The organism is Paenibacillus sp. FSL L8-0663, assembly GCF_038008125.1.
Lineage (GTDB): Bacteria > Bacillota > Bacilli > Paenibacillales > Paenibacillaceae > Paenibacillus > Paenibacillus polymyxa_D.
The window spans coordinates 1,638,950-1,664,699 of sequence record NZ_JBBOYM010000001.1; the positions used below are offsets into that span (position 1 = coordinate 1,638,950).

Annotated in this window: 23 protein-coding genes; 12 read left to right on the forward strand and 11 right to left on the reverse strand. The window is 44.0% G+C overall.

The features are described 5' to 3' along the window. Positions 1 to 4: 4 nt before the first annotated feature. The 7 genes from MKY75_RS07425 to MKY75_RS07455 all read right to left on the reverse strand — a co-directional run bounded on the left by MKY75_RS07425 (position 5) and on the right by MKY75_RS07455 (position 6,601). Positions 5 to 880: an arylamine N-acetyltransferase family protein gene (locus MKY75_RS07425; RefSeq protein ID WP_340884854.1), complete on the reverse strand. Its 876-nt coding sequence runs from the start codon at positions 878 to 880 to the stop codon at positions 5 to 7. Between the two features lie 243 nt (positions 881 to 1,123). Further along, positions 1,124 to 2,020 carry an aminoglycoside phosphotransferase family protein gene (locus MKY75_RS07430; RefSeq protein ID WP_340884856.1) on the reverse strand — a complete coding sequence of 299 codons (897 nt, stop codon included), beginning with the start codon at positions 2,018 to 2,020 and terminating at the stop codon, positions 1,124 to 1,126. A gap of 18 nt (positions 2,021 to 2,038) precedes the next feature. Beyond that, positions 2,039 to 3,049, reverse strand: coding sequence for an aminoglycoside phosphotransferase family protein (locus MKY75_RS07435; protein WP_340884859.1), 1,011 nt, complete (start codon positions 3,047 to 3,049; stop codon positions 2,039 to 2,041). 206 nt (positions 3,050 to 3,255) lie between these two features. Then, positions 3,256 to 3,807: a PepSY domain-containing protein gene (locus tag MKY75_RS07440; protein WP_165145086.1), complete on the reverse strand. Its 552-nt coding sequence runs from the start codon at positions 3,805 to 3,807 to the stop codon at positions 3,256 to 3,258. 118 nt (positions 3,808 to 3,925) lie between these two features. Continuing rightward, a complete protein-coding gene (locus MKY75_RS07445; protein ID WP_165145089.1) occupies positions 3,926 to 4,519 on the reverse strand; it encodes a PepSY domain-containing protein in 594 nt (197 codons plus the stop codon). Between the two features lie 22 nt (positions 4,520 to 4,541). Continuing rightward, positions 4,542 to 5,903, reverse strand: a complete 1,362-nt coding sequence (locus MKY75_RS07450; protein WP_165145092.1) for a sensor histidine kinase — start codon at positions 5,901 to 5,903, stop codon at positions 4,542 to 4,544. Beyond that, complete coding sequence (locus tag MKY75_RS07455; RefSeq protein ID WP_069012810.1) at positions 5,900 to 6,601, reverse strand: response regulator transcription factor; 702 nt, start codon at positions 6,599 to 6,601, stop codon at positions 5,900 to 5,902. The genes MKY75_RS07450 and MKY75_RS07455 overlap by 4 nt, the downstream gene beginning before the upstream one ends. Positions 6,602 to 6,853: 252 nt before the next feature. Here MKY75_RS07455 and MKY75_RS07460 point away from each other — a divergent pair, with 252 nt between their 5' ends. From MKY75_RS07460 to MKY75_RS07470, 3 genes are all read left to right on the forward strand, one after another. Then, positions 6,854 to 7,540, forward strand: coding sequence for a response regulator transcription factor (locus MKY75_RS07460; protein WP_165145095.1), 687 nt, complete (start codon positions 6,854 to 6,856; stop codon positions 7,538 to 7,540). Beyond that, entirely contained in the window at positions 7,537 to 9,120 is a 1,584-nt protein-coding gene (locus MKY75_RS07465) for a sensor histidine kinase (protein WP_165145098.1), read from the forward strand. Before MKY75_RS07460 ends, MKY75_RS07465 begins: the two co-directional genes overlap by 4 nt. Before the next feature lie 122 nt (positions 9,121 to 9,242). Beyond that, positions 9,243 to 10,424: a WD40 repeat domain-containing protein gene (locus MKY75_RS07470; RefSeq protein ID WP_165145101.1), complete on the forward strand. Its 1,182-nt coding sequence runs from the start codon at positions 9,243 to 9,245 to the stop codon at positions 10,422 to 10,424. Here MKY75_RS07470 and MKY75_RS07475 read toward each other — a convergent pair. The 3 genes from MKY75_RS07475 to yhbH form a co-directional block, all read right to left on the reverse strand. After that, a complete protein-coding gene (locus MKY75_RS07475; protein ID WP_165145104.1) occupies positions 10,411 to 11,442 on the reverse strand; it encodes an aromatic ring-hydroxylating oxygenase subunit alpha in 1,032 nt (343 codons plus the stop codon). The two genes, MKY75_RS07470 and MKY75_RS07475, sit on opposite strands and share 14 nt — an antisense overlap. Positions 11,443 to 11,655: 213 nt before the next feature. Beyond that, positions 11,656 to 13,098: a SpoVR family protein gene (locus MKY75_RS07480; RefSeq protein ID WP_069012807.1), complete on the reverse strand. Its 1,443-nt coding sequence runs from the start codon at positions 13,096 to 13,098 to the stop codon at positions 11,656 to 11,658. After that, entirely contained in the window at positions 13,095 to 14,261 is a 1,167-nt protein-coding gene (gene yhbH / locus MKY75_RS07485) for a sporulation protein YhbH (protein WP_029516533.1), read from the reverse strand. Before yhbH ends, MKY75_RS07480 begins: the two co-directional genes overlap by 4 nt. Before the next feature lie 164 nt (positions 14,262 to 14,425). Here yhbH and MKY75_RS07490 point away from each other — a divergent pair, with 164 nt between their 5' ends. The 5 genes from MKY75_RS07490 (at position 14,426) to MKY75_RS07510 (ending at position 18,733) form a co-directional block, all read left to right on the forward strand. Then, positions 14,426 to 15,145: a response regulator transcription factor gene (locus tag MKY75_RS07490; RefSeq protein WP_340884861.1), complete on the forward strand. Its 720-nt coding sequence runs from the start codon at positions 14,426 to 14,428 to the stop codon at positions 15,143 to 15,145. Next, complete coding sequence (locus MKY75_RS07495) at positions 15,142 to 16,212, forward strand: sensor histidine kinase (RefSeq protein WP_340884863.1); 1,071 nt, start codon at positions 15,142 to 15,144, stop codon at positions 16,210 to 16,212. The genes MKY75_RS07490 and MKY75_RS07495 overlap by 4 nt, the downstream gene beginning before the upstream one ends. Before the next feature lie 144 nt (positions 16,213 to 16,356). Then, positions 16,357 to 17,280 carry an ABC transporter ATP-binding protein gene (locus MKY75_RS07500; protein WP_023987831.1) on the forward strand — a complete coding sequence of 308 codons (924 nt, stop codon included), beginning with the start codon at positions 16,357 to 16,359 and terminating at the stop codon, positions 17,278 to 17,280. After that, positions 17,277 to 17,984 carry an ABC transporter permease gene (locus MKY75_RS07505; protein WP_023987832.1) on the forward strand — a complete coding sequence of 236 codons (708 nt, stop codon included), beginning with the start codon at positions 17,277 to 17,279 and terminating at the stop codon, positions 17,982 to 17,984. Before MKY75_RS07500 ends, MKY75_RS07505 begins: the two co-directional genes overlap by 4 nt. A 14-nt stretch (positions 17,985 to 17,998) precedes the next feature. Then, positions 17,999 to 18,733: an ABC transporter permease gene (locus tag MKY75_RS07510; protein ID WP_165145116.1), complete on the forward strand. Its 735-nt coding sequence runs from the start codon at positions 17,999 to 18,001 to the stop codon at positions 18,731 to 18,733. Here MKY75_RS07510 and MKY75_RS07515 read toward each other — a convergent pair whose 3' ends face one another. Continuing rightward, positions 18,734 to 20,095 (reverse strand): lanthionine synthetase C family protein, encoded by a 1,362-nt coding sequence (locus MKY75_RS07515; RefSeq protein ID WP_165145119.1) that lies wholly within the window; start codon positions 20,093 to 20,095, stop codon positions 18,734 to 18,736. A 197-nt stretch (positions 20,096 to 20,292) separates the two neighbouring features. On the opposite strand from MKY75_RS07515, the gene MKY75_RS07520 reads away from it, so the two are divergent. From MKY75_RS07520 to MKY75_RS07535, 4 genes are all read left to right on the forward strand, one after another. Beyond that, complete coding sequence (locus tag MKY75_RS07520) at positions 20,293 to 20,445, forward strand: FDLD family class I lanthipeptide (protein ID WP_023987834.1); 153 nt, start codon at positions 20,293 to 20,295, stop codon at positions 20,443 to 20,445. Positions 20,446 to 20,521: 76 nt separating this feature from the next. Beyond that, entirely contained in the window at positions 20,522 to 21,784 is a 1,263-nt protein-coding gene (locus MKY75_RS07525; RefSeq protein ID WP_165145122.1) for a lanthionine synthetase C family protein, read from the forward strand. A 50-nt stretch (positions 21,785 to 21,834) separates the two neighbouring features. Beyond that, entirely contained in the window at positions 21,835 to 22,512 is a 678-nt protein-coding gene (locus MKY75_RS07530) for a winged helix-turn-helix domain-containing protein (RefSeq protein ID WP_165145125.1), read from the forward strand. Continuing rightward, the gene (locus tag MKY75_RS07535; protein ID WP_340884865.1) at positions 22,487 to 25,741 is read left to right on the forward strand and encodes a lantibiotic dehydratase; all 3,255 of its coding nucleotides are present in this window, start codon (positions 22,487 to 22,489) and stop codon (positions 25,739 to 25,741) included. The genes MKY75_RS07530 and MKY75_RS07535 overlap by 26 nt, the downstream gene beginning before the upstream one ends. Positions 25,742 to 25,750 lie beyond the last annotated feature (9 nt).

Below are 25,750 nucleotides of genomic sequence, written 5' to 3' on the forward strand. Positions count from 1 at the left end.
ACTGCTATAACGATTCAGTCATAGACTTTTTCCATTCCATATGAGCCGCAAGTACTCTTTTCCATAACTCGTCCCGTTCCTGGTGACTGTAGTTAACGAGCGGCTCGCCAAATACATCTGCCAACACTTCCAGCCACTGCGATTTCTGATCCAGCTCTATTTTTTCCAAACCGTTTAGCCCGCGTTTTTTCCAAATACATCCTCTGAGTTCATTCGCCTCTAATGCTTGCCTTTGCCGAATCAGAAATAGGTCAAACCATGGAGATTCCGCTGAGCGGCTATAGAAATGATGTTTCGGCATGAATTCTTCCAAATCCTGAACAACCGCAGGAGCAAAATCAACGCCAACAAATGAAGCAAGCGAGTCATGCTCTAACCGCCAACCTTTTGTAACAACCCCGGATTCCATGACTTTATAATGAAGAGGAGCCTGTTCATAAGTTCCCATACGGAGTGGAAGAGGCTCATATGGCATATCGCCCAGCCCGACATCAACAATCCATACTTCATCTTCATGATGCTCATTTAGCAAGTTCACTGTTAGTCCAAGATGAAATGAATTAATGCGTGGTTCAGCTCCCAGAGGTTGTACTCCGGCACGATGCAGAGAAACTTTGTACCCTAGTGAATATAGTAGTGCACTAAAGGCACCATTCAGATGAAAACAATAACCACTTCTCCCATGTAGAATGAGTTGAATGGATTCTTGAAAACCAATGGCTGCCGGCTTCCTTGCAAAAATGTCCAATGTTTGCCATGAAAGATGTTTTACATGAGCCTTATGCAGCTCAACTAAATAGGGAAGGGTAGGAGGCTGAATTTCGAGAATTCCGATTCTGTTTAAATAAGCTTTTATTTCTTCTTTTGTCATGGTGTACATGTACAATCACCTCTATTGTTAGTTTCCCAAATTCTCTTCTCGAAACCATTGAGCATTGAGTCTTAGCATCATTGTAAAAGGGAGAAGTGCTGTTTACAATGCTATAAATTTTTGATTGTACCGGTACAGTTAGCAAGTCGATTGGCTTTAGCGGCATGCGCTTTTCCTGTAGTTGTTGTCAGAACACAAAAAAACAGACCGTTTCATCGGGTCTGTTTTTTTGTTTAGTTCCAAGCTGACCGATTATAATAGTGATCTGAGTTCACGTCGGTATTTGTTCAAATGAACGAACGAGGGAATGACTCGTTTGGCAGAACGGAAGCCGCCTATTCTGATATTGCGGACCACATGATAGGGAGAGATCAATAGTGCGTGAAGCAGATGCAAATCATGGGTGCTCAATGGACGATATCGTTGATAGTAATCTATCGCGCGCAGCATCTTTGTCCCATTCCAAAGACAATTCCGATGAAGAAGATGGGAGAGATCTTTCATCCTTACATGTAGGGAGCAATTTTCAAAGTCGATCAAATGGATTTTGAGCTGTTTGTCTTTAATCAGATTGGGATAATTATAGTCGCCGTGTATAAATGCGGCGGCTTTTTGCTCCCGAGCAATGGCTTCTCTAACTTTGGGCTGCTGTAGACGATGGGACACTTCTTCACAAAGAGCTACGAGATGTGCTGTGCCTCTGTATGGGATGAGGCGTTTTTTGTATCCAGCTATTTCATCGCTCAAGCTTTCATAACGGATTCTGGATGGCGGAGCTTCAGTGACAGGAAAGCCCATGGCACTGGAATGGAATTTGGCTAAAGTAGCAATTCCCTTTTTGAAGTCTATTCTTTTTGTGAATTCTGGTCTGAGTCCATGAACCCAATTGGTTAATGTATACGAAACACCTTCATAGGTCATGTAAGCCGTTTGTTGTACTGTTGGATAGACCTTTTGGCTGCGTGTAAACCCGCGCTCATCCAGGTAGGACAAGACACGTGTAATAAAACGGATCTCTTCTTCCGGGAATTTGTAGGGTTTTAAGCAATAAGTCGTATTAGCGGTCTCAATCTTGTGAATGTCCTTCATTTGACGGGTACGCTGAATTTTGATTCCATACATCTGCTCAACGTTCGATAAAATCGACATTTTGCTCCTCACTTTCTTTTATACATGAGCCCACTCCTGCAAAATATGGATGATTTGTAATCGAAGAGGCCACGACTGATCCCAATGGTCCAGGATTTCACGATCTCTTGAACGGTGCGGGTGTCGGGAAGCGTGCCAGGCTTCTCGTGGTAGTTTATATAAAGCCGTAACAATCTTCCGTTCAGTTCGGCTTAGTGGCTTGCGTTTTTGGTATCCCTTCAGCAAGGACTGCACAAATTCAGGATTGAATTGAGTCGTATTCATAAGGGCCTTTGCCAAATCAGCATAGACTGAGCCGATCTTAACCCGATCCCAATCAATGATTTTGAGATGACCGTCATCCGAAATAATGACATTTGGGGTAGTGATATCACTGTGTATCAAGGAGGGGTGCCGATGTTCCATCCGAAGCAGCCTTATGATGGATGCATCCTGCAAATCCTTCCATGCTCGCCTGGATAAACGTTTGCAGTTTTCGCCGTGAGCATTGTACCAGTTACGGTACGTTTTATCATGGCGACTGTTTTTTATCATTTTTCTTTGAAAAAGACGATCCTGGTTTTTCCATATCCGCAATTGTTGAATGGTCGGAGGGGATTTTCCTTTATCCATCCGATGCAAGCCGGTGGAGGTGGCGTGAAGTGTGGCAAGTGCCCGCCCCAGTTTTTCGAAATCTTCAGCGGTCTCCAGTCCCCGTCCTTTGACCCACTGGCTTACATAAAATGGCGTTCCTTGATATAGAGTCCATAACTTGCCGGAATGAATGGGGAGCCATGCGGGCATATAGGTATACTTTCTCTTTTTCAAAAGCCTTATATGGCTCGCAGCTCGTTCCATCTGTTGAATCGTATTTGAACGGACCATCTTTGTACGACTAAAGGGTTTTAATGCATAAGTTCCTTTTTTCGTTTTCACCTGGATCACTGCATTTTTTCGGTATAATGATGAGACTAAGCTTGATTTTAATGGAATCAGGCCGAAACGACGGGTGATTTTGCGAATCTGTGCTTTAGTATAGGATTTCGCCATAAGAACCTCACTTGACTTTGAATTGAAGAACAAGGTAATCCTCTGTTAGTTATCAGTCTATTCATGAAGAAATAATAGGTGCAGTTTTATGGAGCCATCTTCGTTCTTTTCCTGTGTCACATGGGTCAAAAAAACGGAGCAGCGAAAGTTCGCTGCTCCGTTTTAATTAACTCTGTATTTAGTTACCCTGATTATGACCTGGGTGATTAATATTCGTTGTCATCATCATCTTCGTCTGTATCCACGATTGCGCCAGATGATGCATGGATTTCAAGCTCAACGGTTCCTTCGTTGGTGAGTACCTTTACCTCGTAGATGAACTGTCCATCTTCCTTATCCAATTTAGAAGACAAAAGGGTACTCCCGGGCACGTGTTTAAGCGCAATTTGCCCAGCCTGCTTTTCAGTCAGGGTGATGTGATTTGGCTTGTTAAGGATGGACTCGTCATTCGAGTCATGATCAAGCTCAGAATGGGAACGGATGGTTTCCCCAGTATAAGCATCAACATCTATATCCCAATCTCTATCTCCTTGTTGGAGATCCACCTCATAGTAGACCTTTCCGTTTTTGCGCTCCAGTTCGACATCTTCAACTTGTGCATTATTCCCCACAGCTTTCTTGGCAATGTTGGCAGCGGCGGTCGCTCCAATAAGACCCGTAGGTTTAGCGGCCCATACGGCACTCGCTGAGACACCCGTAACCGTAACTCCAAGCAGAACCGTGGCTGCCATAATTCCTAATGTATAATTTTTTTTCATTACATCATTCCTCCTTGTGCTATAAGCATGAATACAGCTTATCTCTTGAACATGAGAGGAACATAATAGAATCATGAGAAAACCATGAGAAACATGAGCTAAGATGATCGTCAAATCGTCATGATTCGTCGTGCGCCTGTTTTTCTTTTTCCCAAGTTATAGAGTCAATAGAGCCCGATACTGCATTGACCTGTACTACTGCTTCACGCCCATCTTTTACCTCAACCTCAACCAGATAGTAGAGGCCTTTGTCGTTGCGATGAAGCTCAATATCATCGGATGTTCCGTTAACTGCTTGGGCAGCAAGCTTGGCTGCTTCTTTCTCCGTAATGACGAGAGAGGCTGGGTCAGGTTTATTAGTTGGATTCGATGTGTCTCTGGTTGGTGAGGTACCGGGCTTGTGGTCCTGGGGCTCCTGCTTCGCATCTGTATAAGCCTGTGTCCGCTTAATAGAGTCGATGACACCGTCATAGGCATTGGCTCTTATATCGTATTTCCCTTTGGCGCGTTCCAGCCTGATCAGATAAAAATCACCCAAGCGTTGCGTTTCAAGCACCTCACCGGGATACTGATGCAAAACGGATTGGATGACGGCCTTTTCTTCCAATGGAGAAGCTGCTAACGACCGTGCCCAAGGCCACTGTAAAAGGCAAATTGTAATCAACACAGCCGCCAGCGTACCTCCAATCATCCACACATAGATAGCTTTCATCGGTATTCCCACCTTTGACTTATTATTTTGGAACGGTAGGGAGGATGATCGTTGCAGTTGTTCCGCTTCCCTCTACACTTTCTAGCCCAATTTGAGCATGTATAGCTTGTGCAATTCCTGTAGCCAATGATAAGCCTAGCCCAGCCCCACCTTCCTCGCGGCTTCTGGCTTCATCCACACGATAGAAACGGTCGAATACTTTAGATAACTTTTCTTCCGGGATTCCAATTCCTTGATCTGTGATTTTTATGCAGGGTTGAGTTGTGCCGTCCACGGTATCAATCATCAGGTGTATCGGCTCGTCACTGTATTTGCGTGCATTATCCAAAAAGATAAATAGGAGCTGCTTCAGCTTATTTTCATCGGTATAGCCAATGCATTCTGTCTGAACATCCAGTTGAATTTGTCGGGCGAACGCATTTTCAAATGTAGTCTTTAATTCTGTCGCTATTCTGGTCAGGCGTACAGGCTCCAGCACGACATTCCACTGTTCTTCGTTTCTGGCCAACAAAAGAAGCTGCTCTGCCATGTCCTTCATTCGGATCGCCTCGGAATGGATCGCTTCAACGGATTCGGCAAAAATCTTGGGATGCTGCAACCCCCGCCGTTTGAGCAGGCTGGCATAACTTTCAATAATGGTGAGCGGCGTCTTCAATTCATGGGACGCATTAGATACGAATTGTTCTTGCCTGACGAAATTTCGCTCCAGCAGTTCAATCATGTCATTAAATGTTTCACCCATTTCGACCAGTTCGTCGCGTGATGATGAATGGAGCGGAAGACGTTTAAATTTCCCGCTGCGCTGAATTTCTTTCATCGTGCTAATCATAGATGTAATGGGACGTGTAATCAGTCTGCCGAGCAGTCTTCCCGATACCACGACAGGAATGAGCGCAATGCCAGTGACAGCAACAAGTACGATTCTGAGTACCTGTAGCGTCTGCATCGTCGGTTGCAGACTTTCGGTCACCTGGAGATTGACAACCTCGCCATTGGTCCAAATCATGGGGAGCGATACAAGAATGTAACGGTTGCTTTCATAGGTAATGATGCGAACCTGCCGTGTTTCATCAAAAACGCCCTTCATCAAGCTAAGAGATTGCTCGGAAGAAGAGGTGATAGGGGGAAGAAAGTCGCCTTCTGGTTTCATTAGCCGAAGCATGCCATCCAGCGGTACATAGGCTCGGAGAAGATCCTCAGCGGCTACGGATACCGGAGCACGTTGAATCCCACGAATCATGTTCTCTGCTGCGGCCTCTACCTGGTCTTTTCGACTGTCTATCGAAAGTTGGCTGAATAGGAAATAGACTGAGAAATGAATGGCCACAAGTAAAATCCCGAATAATAACGAGGTATACGTATGGATTTTGTTTTGTAGCTTCATAAGGATTCCTTCAGAACATAACCAATTCCGCGTACAGTATGGATCAGCTCAGGGAGCTGGCGCGTAGGGTCGATTTTATTGCGCACGTAGCGAATATACACATCGACCACATTGGTATCGCCCATATAATCTATGCCCCATACATTCTCCAGTAATTGTTCACGGCTAAGTACCTGCCGCTGATGTCTGAGTAAATGAACGAGCAAGTCAAACTCTCGCGGTGTAAGCTCAATGTTGTGCTCTCCTCGAAGAACTTCACGAGTACCTTCATGGAGACGTAAATCCCCGGCACTAAGCCATTGATCTACCACTTGTGGAGCCATGTCTTTCGTTGCACCCACTCTGAGTGCGGCCCGTACACGTGCAAGCAGCTCTTCGATTACAAACGGTTTGGTAACATAATCATTGGCTCCCAAATCGAGTCCCTCGACCTTATCTGCAATGGAACTTTTAGCCGTCAGCAAAATGACAGGAACGTTCGCATCATGCTTACGAATCCTCCGAAGTAGCTCGATGCCATTGAGACCGGGAATCATAATATCCAGCAATACTAGATCCCAATTGCCTTTGCAATACGTCTCCAACCCATCAATTCCGTTTTTTTCTTTACATACTTGATAGCCTTCAAATTGAAGCTCGATCTCTAGAAGCCGGGCAATCTTCTCTTCGTCTTCTACGATCAAAATAGAATGTTTCATGATCATGCCCTCCTGTAGGCGAATAGCCGATACGGAAGTATTTTAGCATATACGGACAGGTAAGACACTTCAAAGCGCAAGGCAGTGAGGGAAGAGACGTTTATACTGCGTCATATTTCCTTGACATTAAAAAGGGACAAAGTGTAACGATAGCGCTATGGAAAGTTGCAGTAACATAAGTTCAGGCCGCGGGCTTGCCCTTTGTCGCCAGGAGCGTAAAATAAAATGAAGCGAGAGCAGGGAGGGCAGGACATGGATAAAAAAATACTGATAGCGGACGATGAGGCGAGCATTCGAAATGCGCTGGCTTATGCGTTAAAGCGAGAGGGTTTTTTGGTGGAAACCGCCGTTGATGGGGAGGACGCCTTGGAAAAAGTACGTTTGTTCCATCCGGATGTGCTCATACTGGATGTGATGATGCCCAAACTGGGTGGATATGAGGTGTGCCGCCGTTTGGAAAGTCGGAAGGGCATCGGTATTTTACTGCTGACGGCCAAAAACGATATCGTTGATAAGGTGCTCGGACTGGAGCTGGGTGCGGACGATTTTATGAGCAAACCGTTTGATCTGAGGGAACTGCTCGCTCGTATTAAAGCATTGGTACGGAGACTGGAGCGAGAAGGAGCACCTGCCCCTGAAGGAACAGAAATGGTACTCGGCCCATTACGGGTACGTCCGTCCAGCCGAACAGCTGAACTTGGATCCATAGCGCTGGATCTGACCCCCAAGGAGTTTGATGTGCTGGCGCTGTTGGTATCTCATGCCGGAAGGGTGTATACACGGGACGAGCTGCTGGAGCAGGTATGGAGCTTCGATTATGTGGGCGGAACGCGGACGGTGGATATTCATATCCAGCGTTTGCGCAAGAAGCTTGAGCCGCATCAGGCGATATTGCAGACCGTGTATGGTATCGGCTATAAGGCAGAGAAAATGACGTGAACGAACATCATTCACTCCATCAGCAAGGAAACTTGCGGTCCACCGACCAGCAGAAGCGCAAATGCAAACCTACAGGCTTGAGCCTGCGTTGGAAATTTCCGCTGGTACTTGCGGCTTTGCTGCTGTTTACTGTCGGTGTGCTGAGCTGGCTCGTGCTTACTGGTATTCGCGCTAACCAGACAGATCAAATGGAACGCAGCTTAAAGCGTCAGGCCGAAATTGTAGAAATGCGTGTAAAACAGTCTTACCTGTTGGGAGTGCGCCAATCACCGGAAGACTTTATGAAGAAGCAGGGACCTCAACTCGCAGTGGAACTGGGCGTATCCAGTAATATGCGCGTTATTTTATATGATGGTCAAGGGCATGAGGTTGGCAATTCTCTACCGCTGGCTTTTAGAACAGATGTCAGCCAGGCGCTCTCCTATGCGATCCAAGGCAAAATTGCATACATTACGGAAGGAAGCGCAATCACTTATTTGGCTCCGCTTCAAGGTCCGGACGGCTTACTGGGAGTGGTACAGCTTCACAGCTCAACAGAAGCGCAGCAGCAGTTCTACCGGGCCATTGCCCACTTGTTTCTATGGACGGGGGGTGCGGTGCTGGTATTGAGCTTTATCTTGGGTTTAGGCTATGTCAGCCGCCAGACGAGGGACATCGGAAGACTGACTCGTGCTTCTGAACAGATATCGGCAGGGCATTATCCGGAAGCCAGACTGCTGCGGCGGCAGGATGAGCTGGGAAGACTGGATGAAGGAATGCTCCAGATGAGCCATGTGATCCGGGAGAGCATTACCGCGCTGGAAAACGAAAAGCTTCGGCTGGAAGAAGCGGTTCAGCGTTTGAGAGAGCTAGAGCAGCAGCAAAAATCTTTTATTGGAAATATCAGTCATGAACTAAAGACTCCGTTAACCTCTATTCAAGCTTATGCTGATTTACTGGATATGTATGGGGATGATCCTGAACTGGTGCGTGAAGCGAGAGAAAGCATCAGTAAGGAAACAAAACGGTTGTACGAGCTTGTCGAGGACTCGCTGCGGCTATCTGTGCTGGATAAATATGATTTTGAATTGCATACGGAGGCTGTGGAATTGCATTCGTTACTGGAAGATGCAGGGAGCCGTATTCGAGGAAAAGCAGCAGCGCGTAGACTGAATTTTTCGATAGATACCGTTCCTGCCCAGGTGTGGGGAGACCCTAAGCATCTGATGCATATTGTACTAAATTTGCTGGATAATGCAGTAAAGTATAATCAAGACGGTGGATGGATTACGTTATCGAATCGGGTAGAACAGGACACTGTGATTGTGTATGTACGCAATTCCGGTCCGTGGATTCCTAGGGAGCAATGGGACATGATTTTTGAGCCGTTTGCTACTTTAAGTCGTGATCGATCTCGTCAGGACAGCGGTACGGGACTCGGTCTTCCTCTGGCGCGCAGACTGGCGGAGCGCATGGGGGGAGAGTTGCAGCTTACAGCTTCAGACCATAGTGGGTTGGAAAATGGAAACGGCCATACGAATGTAAGTGGTAATGAATTTTCGCTTAGACTTCCCCTCTTGGTTCACGATAGCTCCCTGTAAACGGCCGATTGTTAGCACAGGGCTAGAATGGTGTCTTGTTTACAACTTGGAAACAATTCGATGTATTCATGAGATGTTCGGGCATTAAACTGGGGGTATCGTTAACAAGGAGGCCGTTGTACATGATAAAGAAAAACATAGACAGCTATGGGCAAAAGAACGGTTCCTCTCATCGCGAAGATTCCCGTACAAGAATTTTCAGACAGAAAGCCACGGGGCTGCTTATGATCGGCTTAATCGCCGTGGGATTGCTCAGCGGTTGCGGCATGAAGAGCGCAGGAGAGACAAATCCAGCATTCGGTATGAAACCGGGCCAACAGCTTACTGTGATTGACACGGATGCGGCTCAGAAGCAAGTAACGGATGAGCTGGTAGTATCGTCTATCGACAGGCTGGGGGATGTCTACGCGAGGTCTTGGCTGAGCGACGAAGAGCTGATTGTGGAGCGTAAAACCCAGCTGTGGATTCATAATGTAGAGACAGACAAGGAGCGGATTTTAACACCAGGTCGTAAAGCTCCACAGTTACTTGCTGTGGTATCACCGGATCAGCGCCATGTCTTCTTTACTGAAGGTAGCCCCAACAGCAAATATGATATTCAGGGCTACATTTTGGAACTAAGCAGTGGTAAGGTTACATCGATTGGCAAGCTGGATATGACTAATGAAGTGAGTTGGAGCGATGAGAATCATCTCATTACAGGCACACCGGATGGTAAAATCCAGCTGATTGGTCTCGACGGCAAAGCTGAAGAATTGAGTTTTCAAGATCCGAATCGCTCTGAGTTGATTTCTCATGTCGAAAAAGTGGGTAACGTCATATTTTATACAGGCAGTGATAAACAAGGGTATCCGGTGCTGAATCGGTTCACCCTCAATCATCCTCAGGCTGTGACCATTGCAGAGGGTGTCATGTCCTTTGCCGTGTCGCCTGATGGTAAATCTTTTGCCATTGAAAAACGGAAATGGAATACATCCGAACCAGCCCGTATGATCATTTTGGATGAACAGGGCAAAGAGAAAGGAATCGTCGGTCAAGGCACTTTAATGAGTCGTGGAAGCTGGTCCAGCGACGGGTCCAAGCTTGCTTATTCCATTTATGATGAGGATCAGCAAGGCATGAGAGGGCTGTATGTGTTTGACCAGTCCACGGGTAAAACCACTCCGGTTACGACCGATATCCAATCCTATGACAGCCCAACGGTATGGAGCCCATCCGCCCGGTTTTTATCCATGTACCAGAACATCTCGGAAGGTGGAAAACAGCTCAATCAAAGCTACATCGTCGAATTTAAGAGGAAGTAGTTTCTGGACCCAGTCGTACACGAGGCTCATCGTTGACAAGGAAATCATACCAGCGGTTGCGAAACCGAACCTGAGGTCCATCAGCGGGGACGTGTGCCTCCATTCGCAGCGCTTCTGGGATTGGACGCGGATGCTGGCTTTCCACCACGGCCCGATCCTCTTCCAGCACCTTGCCACTGTATCTGGAAAAAATGTGGCTCATGCCCGGTACAAATCTGGCAAAATTACGTCCAGCCAGTCCGTAGATGGCAGTTAACTCTTGCTCAATCGGAGTGAAGGTGACGAAATTAATAAACTTGCTGCGTCCTTCTTTTACGGGAGTCAAAATCCATTGCTGTGGAAAGGTATATTGTAATAAACCTTTCCCGTTTTTCACTCGAATATGATTGTCATCTGCTTCAAACTCGATATGAATGTCGGTGGAGGATTTTTTACCGATCGTTTTGTTATGGACAATTGGCAAATGAGCGACATCCAGCACGCTCTCCACAACTCTCGTCAGATGTGCCTTCCACACGGAATCGTAGGGAGACAAAATGAGAGAGGGGTCCTCCAGCTCGGGAAAAATCTCCAGAGGAGGGGGGGATGTGGATGTTCCCAACCCTGAGTTTATCTCAGACTTTGAGCCAACGGCCTGAGGATATACCCACAGCAGACCGGCTTTTTCAATCACGGGATAGGCATAGGTATGAGCAAATTCAGGAATAGCCCGTCCCGGATGTGCCGGAATATCCACACACTGCCCACTCTCATCGAAAGACCATGCATGATATGGACATGTGATGTGCCCGTTTTGACAATAGCCGAGCGACAAATCAGCTCCTCGGTGCGGGCAATAAGCATGGATGGCATGTACCTGACGATGATCATCACGGTACAGGACAATATCTTTGCCAAGCAGTCGCTTTTTAAGCGGTTTATTCTTTAGTTCCTTGGACCAGCCAACGGCATACCAGGCGATCGGGAATACCTGCTGATCACTTTCACGAACTTCACGAAAGCTGGGATGGGTGTTCATCTATATCAGCGCTCCTCGTTCTGCTTCTCAATTATGACCCGTGGGTCATTTATTATATTAGTATAATACACCCCTGATCCAAAACGAAACAGGTGTCCTGAAATTGGCAAGAAACGAAGGTCGCTTAAGGTTGTATGAAATAGTAAAAAAAGGTGCATATCCTTTTAGGAATGCCCCTTTTTTAAATTAGGCTGGCTATTTGATTTTGCATGACTATACAAACTTACGATGATGCTTCTTACCGTCATATGAGAATAAGGCGAGCTTACCCTCAATCATCGTTTCCAAATGAACGGTGCGCCCCCACAGCTGATATACATACGGAAGCGTGCGCTCCATATATTTTAAATCTAGCTCAATGCCTTCGTACTGGTGCTTGAGCTTCAACTCGCCCGTATGCAGGTAATCTCCATCCTCGACGACGATATAAGGGGAGCCTCCATTCACACGTGAAAACACGAGCTGATCCCGTATGTTTTCCCAGGATTTATCGGTAATTTTCCAATCAGGTCCTCGTTTCTCAAACACGTACAGATCCAAATCCTCTGTCAGCTTCTTGGTCATGTAATTGCGTATAAAAGAGGTGTCTGAGTCAAACTCTCGCACCTCGAACATTTTAGCTCGACCCTCGCCCGGTTTGCGCCCTTGTCGCTCTTGCTCCTCACGGGTTGGGTTATCCCAACGTTTTTCAATATCCTCAAATATTTTCAGTCCCAAATAGTACGGGTTCAGGCTTTGCTTGGAAGGCTGTACGACGGAAGCATTCAGCATCGCAAATTCAACGGTTTCCTCCCCGGTCAAATCCAGTTCCCTTACAATCCGCTGATGCCAATAGGAGGCCCAGCCTTCATTCATGATTTTGGTTTCCATTTGGGGCCAGAAATATAGCATTTCGTCCCGCAGCATCGTCATAATATCTCGCTGCCAGTCCTCCAGTACCTCGGAGAATTCCTGAATAAACCAGACGATATCTTTTTCAGGTTCCGGTGGGAACTGGCGTACCTTAATACCCTCGGTCTCGGCCGAATCATGCTGCTTTACTGTGTCCAGTGACCACAGATCATCGTAAGGTCCGATGGGACGCTGGTGTTTTTTGGGTTCTTTTTGCTCCTTGATTTTGAGTTCCATATAGCGCTGTTTATCCAGATGCCTTGGTTTGATAAGCTGTGGGTCTACATGCTCCTGTATCGCCAGTACAGAGTCAATGAAGGATTCAACAGTCTTTGAACCATATTCCATTTCATAGCTGTTGATTCGATCTGCTGTGGCCGACATACTCTCCACCATATTGCGATTAGAAGCTGAAAAGCGGGCGTTGTGTTTGAAAAAATCACAGTGTGCCAGTACATGAGCGACAATTAGTTTATTTTGCACCAAAGAATTTCCTTCCAGCAGGAAGGCATAGCAGGGATTGGAGTTAATGACCAGCTCATAAATTTTGCTCAATCCAAAATCGTACTGCATTTTCATCTTGTGAAACGTTTTTCCAAAACTCCAGTGGCTGAAGCGCGTGGGCATACCATAGGCTCCGAACGTATAAACAATATCCGCCGGACAAATCTCATATCGCATCGGGTAGTAGTCGAGCCCGAATCCATCGGCAATCTCCATAATTTCTGATATCGCATATTCTAGCTCCTTCTGGTCGGTGCTCATCCCACCGTTCCCCCTTCCCGTTTGCGAAAAAAGGTGCGTAAGGCTTGGTATACCTCACCTTTTTCCTTGATGACATAGTACATAAACTGATCCTTTTTAATATTCTTGTAGGCTGACATCAGCGTGCTGCTGCGATTATACTGATTCACTTCGCCATAGCCGAACATATTGCTCCGCTTTATAAGTTCCTCGATTAGCTTCACGCACCGCTCATTGTCCGAGGTCAGGTTATCGCCATCCGAGAAATGGAAGGGATAAATATTGTAGCTGGAAGGAGGATATCGTTTGTCGATAATCTCTAGTGCTTTCAAATAAGCGGAAGAGCAGATCGTGCCGCCACTTTCTCCGCGGGTAAAAAATTCTTCTTCCGTAACCTCTTTAGCCTCGGTATGATGCGCGAGAAAGACAATTTCCACCTTTTCATACTGACGGCGCAAAAAGCGGGTCATCCAGAAAAAGAAGCTGCGAGCACAATATTTTTCAAAAGCGCCCATTGAGCCTGAGGTGTCCATCATGGCTATAATGACCGCGTTGGATTGGGGAATAGTCTTCTCTTCCCATGTCTTGTAACGAAGATCGTCCGGACTAATATGATGAATGCCCGGTTTCCCTTCACGGGCGTTGCGGCGTAGATTTTCGAGAATGGTTCGTTTCTTGTCAATGTTCGCTTGCATGCCTTTTTTACGTATATCATTGAACACGATAGATTCAACCTCAATTTGATCCTTGTCTTTTTGCTGTAAATTCGGCAATTCCATTTCCTCGAACAGCATATCTTCCAGTTCTTCTATGCTGACTTCCGTCTCCATAATATCGTGTCCCGGCTGGTCGCCGGCTTTCTCACCTTTACCAGGCTTCTGGGAGGCAGAATCACGCCCGATGACATCTCCCACCTGACTATCTCCATCCCCTTGGCCTACATGCTTTTGCTTTTGATAGTTATAAATGAAGCGATATTCATCAAGACTGCGAATTGGCACTTTAATAATCTGTTGACCGTCCGACATAATAATATTTTCTTCCGTTATCAGATCGGGTAGATTTTGCTTAATGACATCTTTGACCTTCTGCTGATGACGTTGCTGGTCCTGGTACCCTTTGCGATGCAGCGACCAATCTTCGCGGGATACGACGAATGAATATGGCTGGCGTGGTTCCGGCATTATTAGGCACCCCCCAAGTGGATACACGGCACAGTTTGGCCTTGTTGGTTATTAAGTATATTCACGGGGATGAACGATATGTGATGGAACTCGATTTAAATTCTGCCCGTTTGCTTTTATAATGAAAGTAAAAAATGTAAAAAAAGAATGGAGAACCTTGGGTTATGGAAGAAATTGCAGTACTTATAGTAGACGATGAGCAGGGATTGCGGGATATGCTAACAACGGTGTTGAAAAAAGAAGGGTTCCTTCAAGTTAAGCACGCTGCAACAGGTCGGGAAGCGCTGCAAGTCGTGATGGAATCGCATGTGGATGTGATTGTACTTGATGTCATGCTGCCTGATAGTGATGGGTTTGAGATATGTCGTCAAATGCGACTATATACCGATGCCCCTATTCTTTTTTTGACGGCAAGAGATACAGACCTAGACAAATTAATGGGGTTCGGTATCGGAGGAGATGACTATATTACCAAACCGTTTAACCCGCTGGAAGTCGTTGCCCGTATGAAGGCTCGAATGAAATATCGGAAAGTTTCGACAGTGGTCATGAAACCGACCTTACGCAGTTTAGATTTTGGATATTTTCGATTGGAACTGGAATCCGGTGTGTTGTATGTGGAGGACAAGCAGGTCGAGTGTCCGGCACGTGAATGGCTGCTGCTGGTATTTTTGTGCAAGCACCCTAACCGTATTTTCAGTGTACGGCAGCTTTACGAGGCGATATGGAGCGAGGCCTTCTTGGGTGATGAGAAGACTGTAGTGATTCATATTTCCCGTTTGCGGAAAAAAATAGAACCTGATCCCAAGCACCCGCAATTTTTAATCAATGTAAGAGGGCTTGGTTATAAAATGATGTCAGTCAAGATGGAGGAGCAAGGATGAACTCTCTGGTTAAGATGTCCTTTCGTTTTATGAAAGTAACGTTGTGCTTTGTACTGGCCTATGTCCTATGTTTTGTTATTTGCACGATCTTATATATTTTTATAAAAAGTATATTTGGAGCATCTCAAAATATAAATATTGATCTCTTCTGGGCAGGACTTGGTATCGTGCAGAGTGTTGTGTTCATAGTTGCTTACGGATGGTATATAGGCAAACCTTTGGTGTATGTAATCAAATGGATTGGAAATATTGCGACAGGGGAATTCCAAGCGCCGCTAAGTGAACTGGAACTGCCGGAGGGCAAAAAAAATCAGAAAAATAGTTATAAACCTCCGTATCAATTGTATAAAGAAGTTTTTGAACAAATGAACATCTTATCGGCTCAATTGCGCAGCAATGAGGAAGAGAGAGTGGAATTAGAGAAACGAAAACAGCAGTGGGTAGCAGGTGTAAGCCATGATCTCAAAACACCATTATCTTATATTGAAGGATATGCGGCTATGCTAACTGCTCAAGAGTATGACTGGTCTGATGAAGAAAGAAGAAGCTTTAGTATGGGTATCAGTGAGAAAGTGACGGAAATGAAGCAGTTGATTCAGGATTTGAATGCTTCTATGCAGCTTAAGGAAGGTCCATTGCCAATCCAATTGGAGAAGGAGGACATTGTGGAGTTTCTCCGTAGTACAGTCATAGATATCGCTAACCATCCTTCAGCCGAGCAATACGAATTTTCTTTTACGTCAATGGACGCGGCATGTATTATGCCCTTCGATAGTAAATTATTAGGCAGAGCGCTGCAGAATTTTTTGATTAATGCTATCATTCATAATCCTCCAGGTACACACGTTTCCATGGAAGTAAGCAAAGCGAACGATAAGCTTCATATTTCTATCGAAGACGACGGAATAGGAATGAATTCCAATGAGTACATGCAGGTATCTCATTCCCAAGGGCATGGAATACCTATTGCCAAAAGCTTTATTGAGGCGCATAACGGAACGCTTCGTATCCTACCAGGCAGTAAAGCGGGTACAAGGATGGAGATTTCACTGCCGCTAAATATCTAATTTTTTAACATCTAATCTCACATTTTGCAGTTTGCTCGGTTTTTTTGCCTGTTGTTTAGGGACTGTTTACCTGATGTTTACTTTACTTCAGTAAACTGTATGTAACTTAAGCTTCAGCATTAGAAGTCGAGAGGAGATCAGGAAATGTCTGAATATGTAATACATACACAGCAGCTAACTAGGCGTTTTGGAAAACGGGAATTTGTAAAACGAATAAATCTCCAGGTACCCGGACAGCAGATTTATGGATTTTTAGGACCTAATGGAGCGGGTAAAACAACCACGATTCGTATGCTACTTGGGCTGATTAAATCCACATCCGGGGAAATTGAGATTTTTGGGAAAAAGCTGAAGGATCAGCGTATGGAAATATTGAAGGATATTGGTTCCTTGGTTGAATCACCTGCCTATTATGCCCATTTATCCGCATATCGAAATTTAGAAATCGTTACAACCATGCGTGGACTGCCGACCCGAAGAATTCATGAAGTGCTGGATTTAGTGAGATTAACCAAGGATGCGTATCGTCCGGTAAAGGGATATTCCTTGGGGATGCGACAAAGACTGGGGATTGCTATGGCGCTTATTGCCAACCCCAAATTGTTAATACTTGATGAACCGACGAATGGTTTGGACCCGTCTGGTATTCAGGAAATTCGGGAGTTAATTATGAGCCTCCCTGGCGCCTACGGAATGACGGTACTGGTTTCGAGCCATTTATTAAGCGAAATTGAGCAGATTGCAACCTATGTAGGAATTATTAATCAGGGTGAAATGATCTTCCAGGGAACGATGAAGGAACTCACCGCCAAAAGCAAGCCTCAATTATTCATTGAAACCCCAGATCCTGTTCTGGCTGCCGGTGCACTGATTCAGCATGGGTGGACGGCCGGGGCTGAATCGATTGAACAAAATGAGGTCGTGACTCCTATTGTAGATCGGCAACAATCTTCGGAGATGATCAAGGTGCTTGTGGAGCACAATCATCCCATTTATCGGGTCACAGAGAAGAAAAAAACATTGGAGGAGATATTCCTGGAACTGACAGGTAAGGAGCGAAGCTTATGATACTCCGGGTTATAAAGGCAGAGGGGCTTAAGCTGAAGAAAATATGCTGGTGGATTCCTCTTATACAGGGGTGTGTACTTACAGGCATGACTGCTGTGGAATGGTATCTTTACTTTCGGCAAGGACCGGGAGGTGTCTACGCTGGTTTTGCCGTTATGTTTATGTTCCTTTCGTTTGTGATGCTGCTTGGCGGTACACTTTTGGCGAGCATTATGGCCGGTACAGAGCATGATACTCAAACATGGAAGCAGCTTATGGCCATGCCTGTTCCCAGAAGTTATATCTATTTATCCAAAATCGTATGGATTGTGATTCTGCAGTTGGGTACCGCCTTGATCACTGTAGCAGGTATGAGCCTCATCTGGGTGTTATATACAAACGAACCCATTCCTTGGCGGATCATGTTGTTACAGCCGATTAATGCAAGCTTGGCTACCCTACCAGTACTTGCAATTCAACTTTGGCTGTCTACGCTTTTCACTAATCAGGCATTCCCATTAGCGTTTGGTATATTCGGTTCAATTGCAAGCTTGTTTTTGGCACGCACAAGTATTCTGTGGATTAAAATATTGCCTTGGTCGTACCCTGCATTATCAAGTCCTCTGATGAAGGAACACATGATTTGGGTGATCGTTGCTTTAAGTGCAGGAGTCATCTTTACGGGACTTGGTACACTACAGTTTACCAAGCATGAATTCAAATAGAGAGGAAAAGATACATGGGCTCTATTTTACGCGTGGAGACAATAAAGCTTCAATGGATCATGGTTTGGATTCTCATTATATTGGATGCGGTCATAAATTCTTTAATGGGAGTCCTGGAACTGAATGATTTGAAGCAGTTTTTTTCGCCCAGTTGGTTAACTTTATATACGTATTCAGCGCAATTTCACTCTATGTTTTTTTATCCGCTCTATTGTGGAATTATCGCTTCTCTTTTGTGTGCGTATGAGCATCGGGATGGGGGATGGAAGATTTTATTAAGCAGCCCGTATCCTCGTCAACAAATTTATTATGCAAAATATATATTGCTCATTCTCATACTGGGTCTGGATCAGCTTATATTTATAGTAGGCTATTTTGTAAGTGGAAATATAGTAGGTGCTCCAGGAGAAATCCCTTGGTCTGTCGTTCTTTCTACCGGTTTGGGAGGGTGGCTTGGGATTTTTCCCCTGGCAGCACTACAGCTTATGCTCTCGATAAAAATTCGGAATTTTGGAGCTTCTCTGGGAATGTCCATTTGTTGTGTGGTTCCTAATATTGTCATAACAGGCTTTCACTCTTCCATAGGTGCGTGGTTTCCTTTTACGATTCCTTATTATATTATGATGCCGCAAACAGCGACTTATGCACCCAGAGTTGAGCCTTATAGTCTCGGACTGATTGTCATTTTTACGTTTTTAGCCTATCTGTATGGTGGAAGAAAGATGTTTGTGAATAGGGACTGGTTGTAGTTAGGATAGCATGAGGATGTAATCCCAACCGATCTCTTTGTTCTCAGAAACACTTAATAAAGCAGCTGCAATCCCAGCAACGCCTTCAAGCATGCCCGCTTTTGTCAGCCAAGTTAAAGAGCCATCTGACCTTGGCTCGGGGTCCAGATATCCAAGTGGGCTATCCATTTGAAAGCGATCAAGCAGACAATTCGTTAACTGTTGAATAAGCGGGAGAAACGCAGGCTCTTTACTATGACACCACATTCGCCAAGAGATGGTAAGTAATCCGGCAAGACCGTGACAGAGTGCAGAAGAGTCCATTTCCCGCTTAGCTATCTCATAGGAGATTGCACCGACACAAGCTTTCACAGCCAATTTTTGCAGATTATCGTTATGGAGAGCCTTTCCGGCAAGAAATAGGGAACAGGCGATGCCGGGTGTACCGTAGCACCATGCTTCTCTTGCTCGTTCCAAATCAAACTGCAAAGAGCCTGTTTCAGCTTCAAATGGAACGACATGAGGCCAGTAGTAGCCGTAGGTATCTTCATATTTATACTTAAGCAACCATTCCGTAATGGTTTCGATCGCTTGATATTGGCCTTTTACTTCAATTCCAGCACTGTAAGCTACAGATAATAAAGCCAACGGTCCAGGAATCCCGTGTGCCATTCCACAATTAAAATTGCCCAGAGGATAGTTACGTTTATCCCGGTCTAAAAATTGAAACTTTTGCGGGGAGTACCACCCTGGGACATAACGATTGTGAATATGTATGGGATGTGTAAGATCGGTAAGAAATTGAAGAATTGGCTCAACAAGAGGAGTACAGATAGGATCGGTTGAGTTCATCAAAATATATCTTCCAATCCCTGAAGCTCCCGAAATGGTGTCAAAGGCTTGCATGGGCATACCTTCGTGAAGGCTTAATTGTTCTGTGTTCGACTGAAGCCATTGCTCTGTAAGAGGCATCATCCATTGATGTATTTGCTGTAAGAAATTACTGTAGTATTTTCCATGATTAGAAGCCTCTCTTACGGACGAAGCGATGCCTGCCCAGCCACTGTAAAGAGAGAGATCGTGAAGACCATTTTTAGCAAGTGAGGATTGGATCTGAGCCATGTTTGAATGTATGGCTCTATTCCAATCATACGAAGGGTCTGAGGCACGCCATTGCGATAGTAAATGAATGTTACCAGGGTAACCATGCGAAAGTGAAGTTTCTCCCCATGGGTGGTACTTTGTTTCTGGCGAAACATTGTGTTCCGCATGGACTGCTGCATAGACGGATTCGGGCTCGCATAGACGTAAAGCAATTTTTTTACTAATATCTCTTGCACGAACTTGGTCGGATTGTTGTATAACAAAACTATCCATTTTCATATGAAAGCCTCCATTATTTTTTTCTTCATTATATTGTCACTAAAATCTAGTGTGTTGTCCTTAAAAATACTAAAAAATAATGAAGGTTTATCTTAAATGTACTCGTTGAAATTAAGACAAATGTAAGAATTATATAAAGTCTAGTTAAGATTATATAACTTATAATAAAATTGTAAAAAATAAAAGGAGGTAACAAGATGAAAAATCAATTTGATCTGGACTTGCAAGTAGCTAAAAATGAGGTTGCTCCAAAAGGAGTTCAACCAGCCAGTGGTATTATCTGTACTCCTTCATGTGCAACAGGTACTTTGAATTGTCAAGTTAGTCTTACCTTCTGCAAAACGTGTTAATAACGAAAATACATGGAAAAAAGGCACGGTTTCTATAACCGTGTCTTTTCCAGTTACGAAAATGAGGGAAGGATTTATGGTTGAAGATTTGAAGGGGAGATCAGTTGAAATCAGTAAGTATATAGCACAAAAGCTAATAGACCTATCATATACAGAAAAGATAGTTAATCATACAAACAACCTTTCACCTTCACGTGGAAATCCCCCTTGGAATCCTGGCTCGCTTGCCGATGGAATTCCGGGTGTGTTTGCGCTGTTGTCCGAATGGGGTTACCTGGAGCCAGATCAAAATTGGGCAGAGCATGTGCATAGTCAGTTACGGTACTTAGATACTAACTCTCTATTATTATTGCCTCGTATTTCTCTTTATTATGGAACAACAGGAGTAGCTTATGGCATATTATTAGCTTCCAATAACAGAGCTAATTATAACAAACTAATCTCTCAGCTTAATAAGTATATTGAAGTAAAGTGGGGGGATTTACCTGTAATTGACACAATTACAGAGTTCAGTAGGCAAATGGATATCATCAATGGGCTGCTCGGAGTGGGCAGATACACTCTGGAGGTTGCTGAAGACAAGACGATGTGTGATCTGTCTCGTCAATTATTAGACACCATTACGCACTTTATACCTGAATATATACATTTGTCGTCAAGGGAAGATTCGGCTTCAATCCATCTAGGTTTGGCGCATGGTATCACCGGAATACTTGCACTGCTTGTCACTGCCCTACAAAAAAAGATCAAAGTTGAAGGACTACATGAGGCTATAAAACATATAGCTGATTTTTTGCTTATTCAAATTCAGGAGGATCAATATGGCTGGTATTGGCCTGTAAACTCTCAAGCGTCTTCAATGAACAAGAGAGAGAAAAAAGTAGGGATGAGAGAAATTGAAGGCTGGTGTCATGGAACCTTTGGAATAGCTTGGACATTATTCAGAGCAGGAATTGAGTGTAGTAATGAAGAATGGAAAAAGATAGCGGAAAAAGCTATGGAATCCATATTTTGCTTAGATGATGAGCTACTAAACGCGCTATCCCCTACTTTCTGTCACGGGTTGGCCGGTTTGCTTCATATGGCTCATAGATTCTATAGCTTAACCGGTAATATAGCAGCCTTACACTTTGCCGATCAGATAGCTTTAAAGTTAGTAAATTTATACGACGAAGAGCTCCCATTTGGATACCGGGATTTGGAGGGGACAACTCATGTTCATAATGTAGGAATACTGCAAGGAGCAACAGGGATTGGGTTAAGTTTGCTGGACTATGGAATTGGGAAAGAACATCCTAAATATTCAGGGAGATGGAGTGAATTGTTTCTAATTTCTTAAGGGCGCTCTACCTTATTGCTTATCTGAAGCATTGGTTTTGGGGGGATTAGATGAAACAAAAATTTATGGTTATATCATCTTTTAGGAAGATTAAGCATTTTTTTGAGACTTTAAGCACTCCAGAAAACATTCGAATCATGTTTTATGATTCGCTTTACCAGGCTCTACCGGAGATTGATGAGCAGTGTATCGGTGTAGCTTTGAATCAGGATCATATAACGCTAGAGGACTTGTCTTACTGGCACACCATTAAAGAAAAATTCACGGTTCCATTTATCTTTCTTTCCTATCATAGTGATGACCAACGGCAATTGGATCTCCTCAAACAACTGTTTTCAATGGCTTCATCTGCATATGGAGTGGAAAGAGAACAGCAGGCTATTAGTTTATCACCCAATGTCATTTTTGATCCTGCTGGAAAGGTTATTTGGAAGCAAGGGCATGAGCATATGCTGACTATGATGGAATTCCGATTATTAATGTATCTTCTAACTGCAAAAGAGTGTGCTTCTACGATTGATCACATTATAGACAGAGTCTGGGGAGTGGATGCTTTTACTACGTCTAATACGGTGTATGTGCACATCCGAAAATTGAGAGAGAAAATAGAAGATGATCCAAGTCATCCAAAAATTCTGGTAACATGTCATGGAATCGGTTACAAGTTGAATATATTTCCTAAAAACTTGGAGGTGGTCAGTTGTGAAGAGACAACTGCATTACACTGATGCGCATAAACTACATAATGAAGTGAGAGATCGGGATGAAAGATGGTTTAGTGCATGTGATTTTTTTCTAATCAGAGCTCCATTACTATCGCTAGACCGATATTTTCAGGTGTTTTCGGATCAAGATGTGGACAGCCAGCTTACTTTGGAGGAAATAACTCGTCGATTAAAGTTGATATCCCAAGAAGCTGTTGTTCAAGAAGCCATATCATTAGCCTCTCCGTCCCTAATGCAGTTTTTACATTACTTGAATGATGGTCATGCTTTGGATGATAAAGGAGAGCTACAAAAGTATGAGAAGACGCTGAATAGCTTTTATCGTTATTTTATTCGGATGACTACCCGAACGACTCCATTTGGGTTATTTTCAGGAGTGGGGCAGGGGATTTGCGGGAAGACTACCGATCTGGATATTGGTAGCTATCCTAAGCATCTGAAGAGAGCTAGACCCGACATGGAATGGATATATAAACTGATTCAAAAAATAGAAGCTGATCCGGCCATATTTAATCAACTAAAGGTTTTCCTAAACAAAACGGTTATGATCAAAGGAAATCGAGCCAAATTACCATTCCGACCTAAGCATGGAGCAGCAGAAGCTGATGATTCGGCAGAAATTTTTAATTCCATTCGGCTTACTGACGTTGTTCGAATGACGTTTGAAGCTGCAGAACATCCAATTCGGGTGATGGAACTGAAAGAAATACTATTAAAGGCATTCCCTGACGCTACTTTGGAAATCATAGCTGATTATTTGCAGCAACTAGTAGAGCAAGAGTTTATTTTGAGCGAGCTTAGACCTCCGTTAATGGATCATTCACCCTTTCATTACATATTCGAAAAAATTAAAAATCTGGACATTTCCGATCCTTGGATTCACATTTTACACGAAATTGATGCTTTGTTACTTCAATATAATCAATGCACGATTGGAGAAGGAGAGAAGGTCTACCGGAAATTATGTGACAAAATGCTGGATATCATTTCTGTAAAAACACCTGTACAAGTTGATGTTAAATTGGATAAAGAAGTAACGCTGCCGAAACATGTGCTTGATGAGGTTTCATTAGGGGCTGAAGTCATGTGCAAATTGTATGCATCCCCCAAAACGGACGAATTGGCTGAATATTTGAATCGTTTCTTGGAAAAGTACGGTGTGTATCAGGAGGTTCCTATTCATGAACTGTTTGATGAGGATTGGGGTCTGGGTATACCGGAAATGTATCGTTCAAATGAAAAAAAATCAATGGGCATGGAGGCATTTAAACGCAACGCAGTTCTCTTTCAATGGGTTTCGGATGCCATTTCTAAACATGAAATAGAACTCGCCCTTACAGATGAACAATTAGAGCAACTGATGATTTCCGATAACTACGACACTTCCCCAGAATCAATGGAGATCTATTACAGTATATTTGCTGATTCTCCTGAAAAAGTTGATGCTGGAGACTATTCGCTTTTACTTGGAGCCAGTGCTGGCTCGAATAGAGCGGGTAAAACCTTTGGACGTTTTCTGGATATGTTGAGTGAGGAGTTTGTACAAAAATTCTCTGAAATATATGATCATCACCGATGCTTTCATCCCGATGCGTTATTGTCAGAGATGGTTTTTATGCCGGAACAGGGGAAAATATCAAATATCTCATTAAGCAAAAATTTAATGGCATATGAGATTGTGTCGGGAACCACCTCTTCTAAAGATGAGGACCATACACTCTGTATTGATGATTTAGTGGTGGGTGCTACTCATGATCGTTTTTATGTCAAGTCCAGACGTTTGGGTAAGGAAATAATCCCCTTGCAAACACATATGCTGAATTACAAGCTTTCACCACATATTTTCAGATTTCTAACGGATATTACCAATAAAGAGATTGGTACATGGTCTTATTTTGACTGGGGGCCATTAGAGCAGTCCCCTTTTTTGCCAAGACTAGTTTATAAAAAGATCATTATTAGTGCTGCGCAGTGGAAACTGAGCAAAGCTTCATTGAATATTTCAGAATCATGCGAGTCCAAAGAAGGAGAAGAACTTTTCCATGTGTGGAGACAACAATGGAATGTACCGCGTTATGTTTACCTAACGATGGGGGATAATCGCCTTTTATTAGACCTATGCAACCTCTTCCATATCAAAGAATTGCTACATGAGGTGAGCAAGACACGTGAAGGACAGGAACTTCTTCTTACCGAGTGTTTGGGTAATCCCTTCCATACCCCAGTACAGGGGACGGCAGGAAGATATATGGGAGAATTTGTGTTTCCACTAAAGAAGAAAAAAATAAAGGTGAAACCGAGTATCCCTAGTTCACAAAGCCATATGGATTCTCAAAACTTCATTGCTCATCCTCCTTCCAGCATTCATAGAGGCATATTTCCAGGAGGGGAGTGGCTATACCTTAAATTGTACGGAGTCAAGGAAAGAGAGACTGACCTGGTAGGCTTAAGCCTAGGGCATCTCTTAAAACAGCCGGGGTTTAAGGATTGGAGTCGAAAATTTTACTTTTTGCGATACGTTGATCCTGAACATCATATCCGTTTACGTTTTCAGGGAGAGCCCGATAAGCTATGGGCAGCTGGTTTGGCGCAATTAAATCAGTGGGCAGCCGAGTTACGTGAAGAGGGGCTAATAACGAATATGGTCATAGATACATACCATCCTGAATTGGAGAGGTATGGAGGACAGACACTTATGGAGCTGGCAGAACAGGTTTTTGACGTGGATAGTCAATGGGTCATCGCCTATATGAAGGGAATTCGCTCTAATGCTTTCAATCTGGACATAGAGATTGCGGCTGTGATTAACATTATTCATTATCTGAGTGGTTTTGGTTTAACGATTCAGGAGCAAGTGAAATGGCTAGAAGAGAGAATTGATTGCAAGCCTCATATGAAGGCGTTCAGGGATGTCAAAAAAACATTGATTACCGCTGTAGAATCGAATTATGAATGGATTGGACAAGCAGATACGAACACACAGGTTGCTTTCTTAGCGCTTGTAGAAAAAAGACAGACTATGATTCAGCAGTATGCTCAAGCGATAATCCTGGCTAAAAATAATCACGAACTTACCAATCCTCCTGATGATATTTTAGGCAGTATCATTCATATGCATTTGAATCGTCTGCTTGGTGTAAATAGGGAGCGAGAAATAAAATGTATGGCTTTAGCTAAGCATACAGTAGCTAACCTGTTGCATAGGAAAGGGGTAAGCTATGTCACAGTCTAATGGACAAAC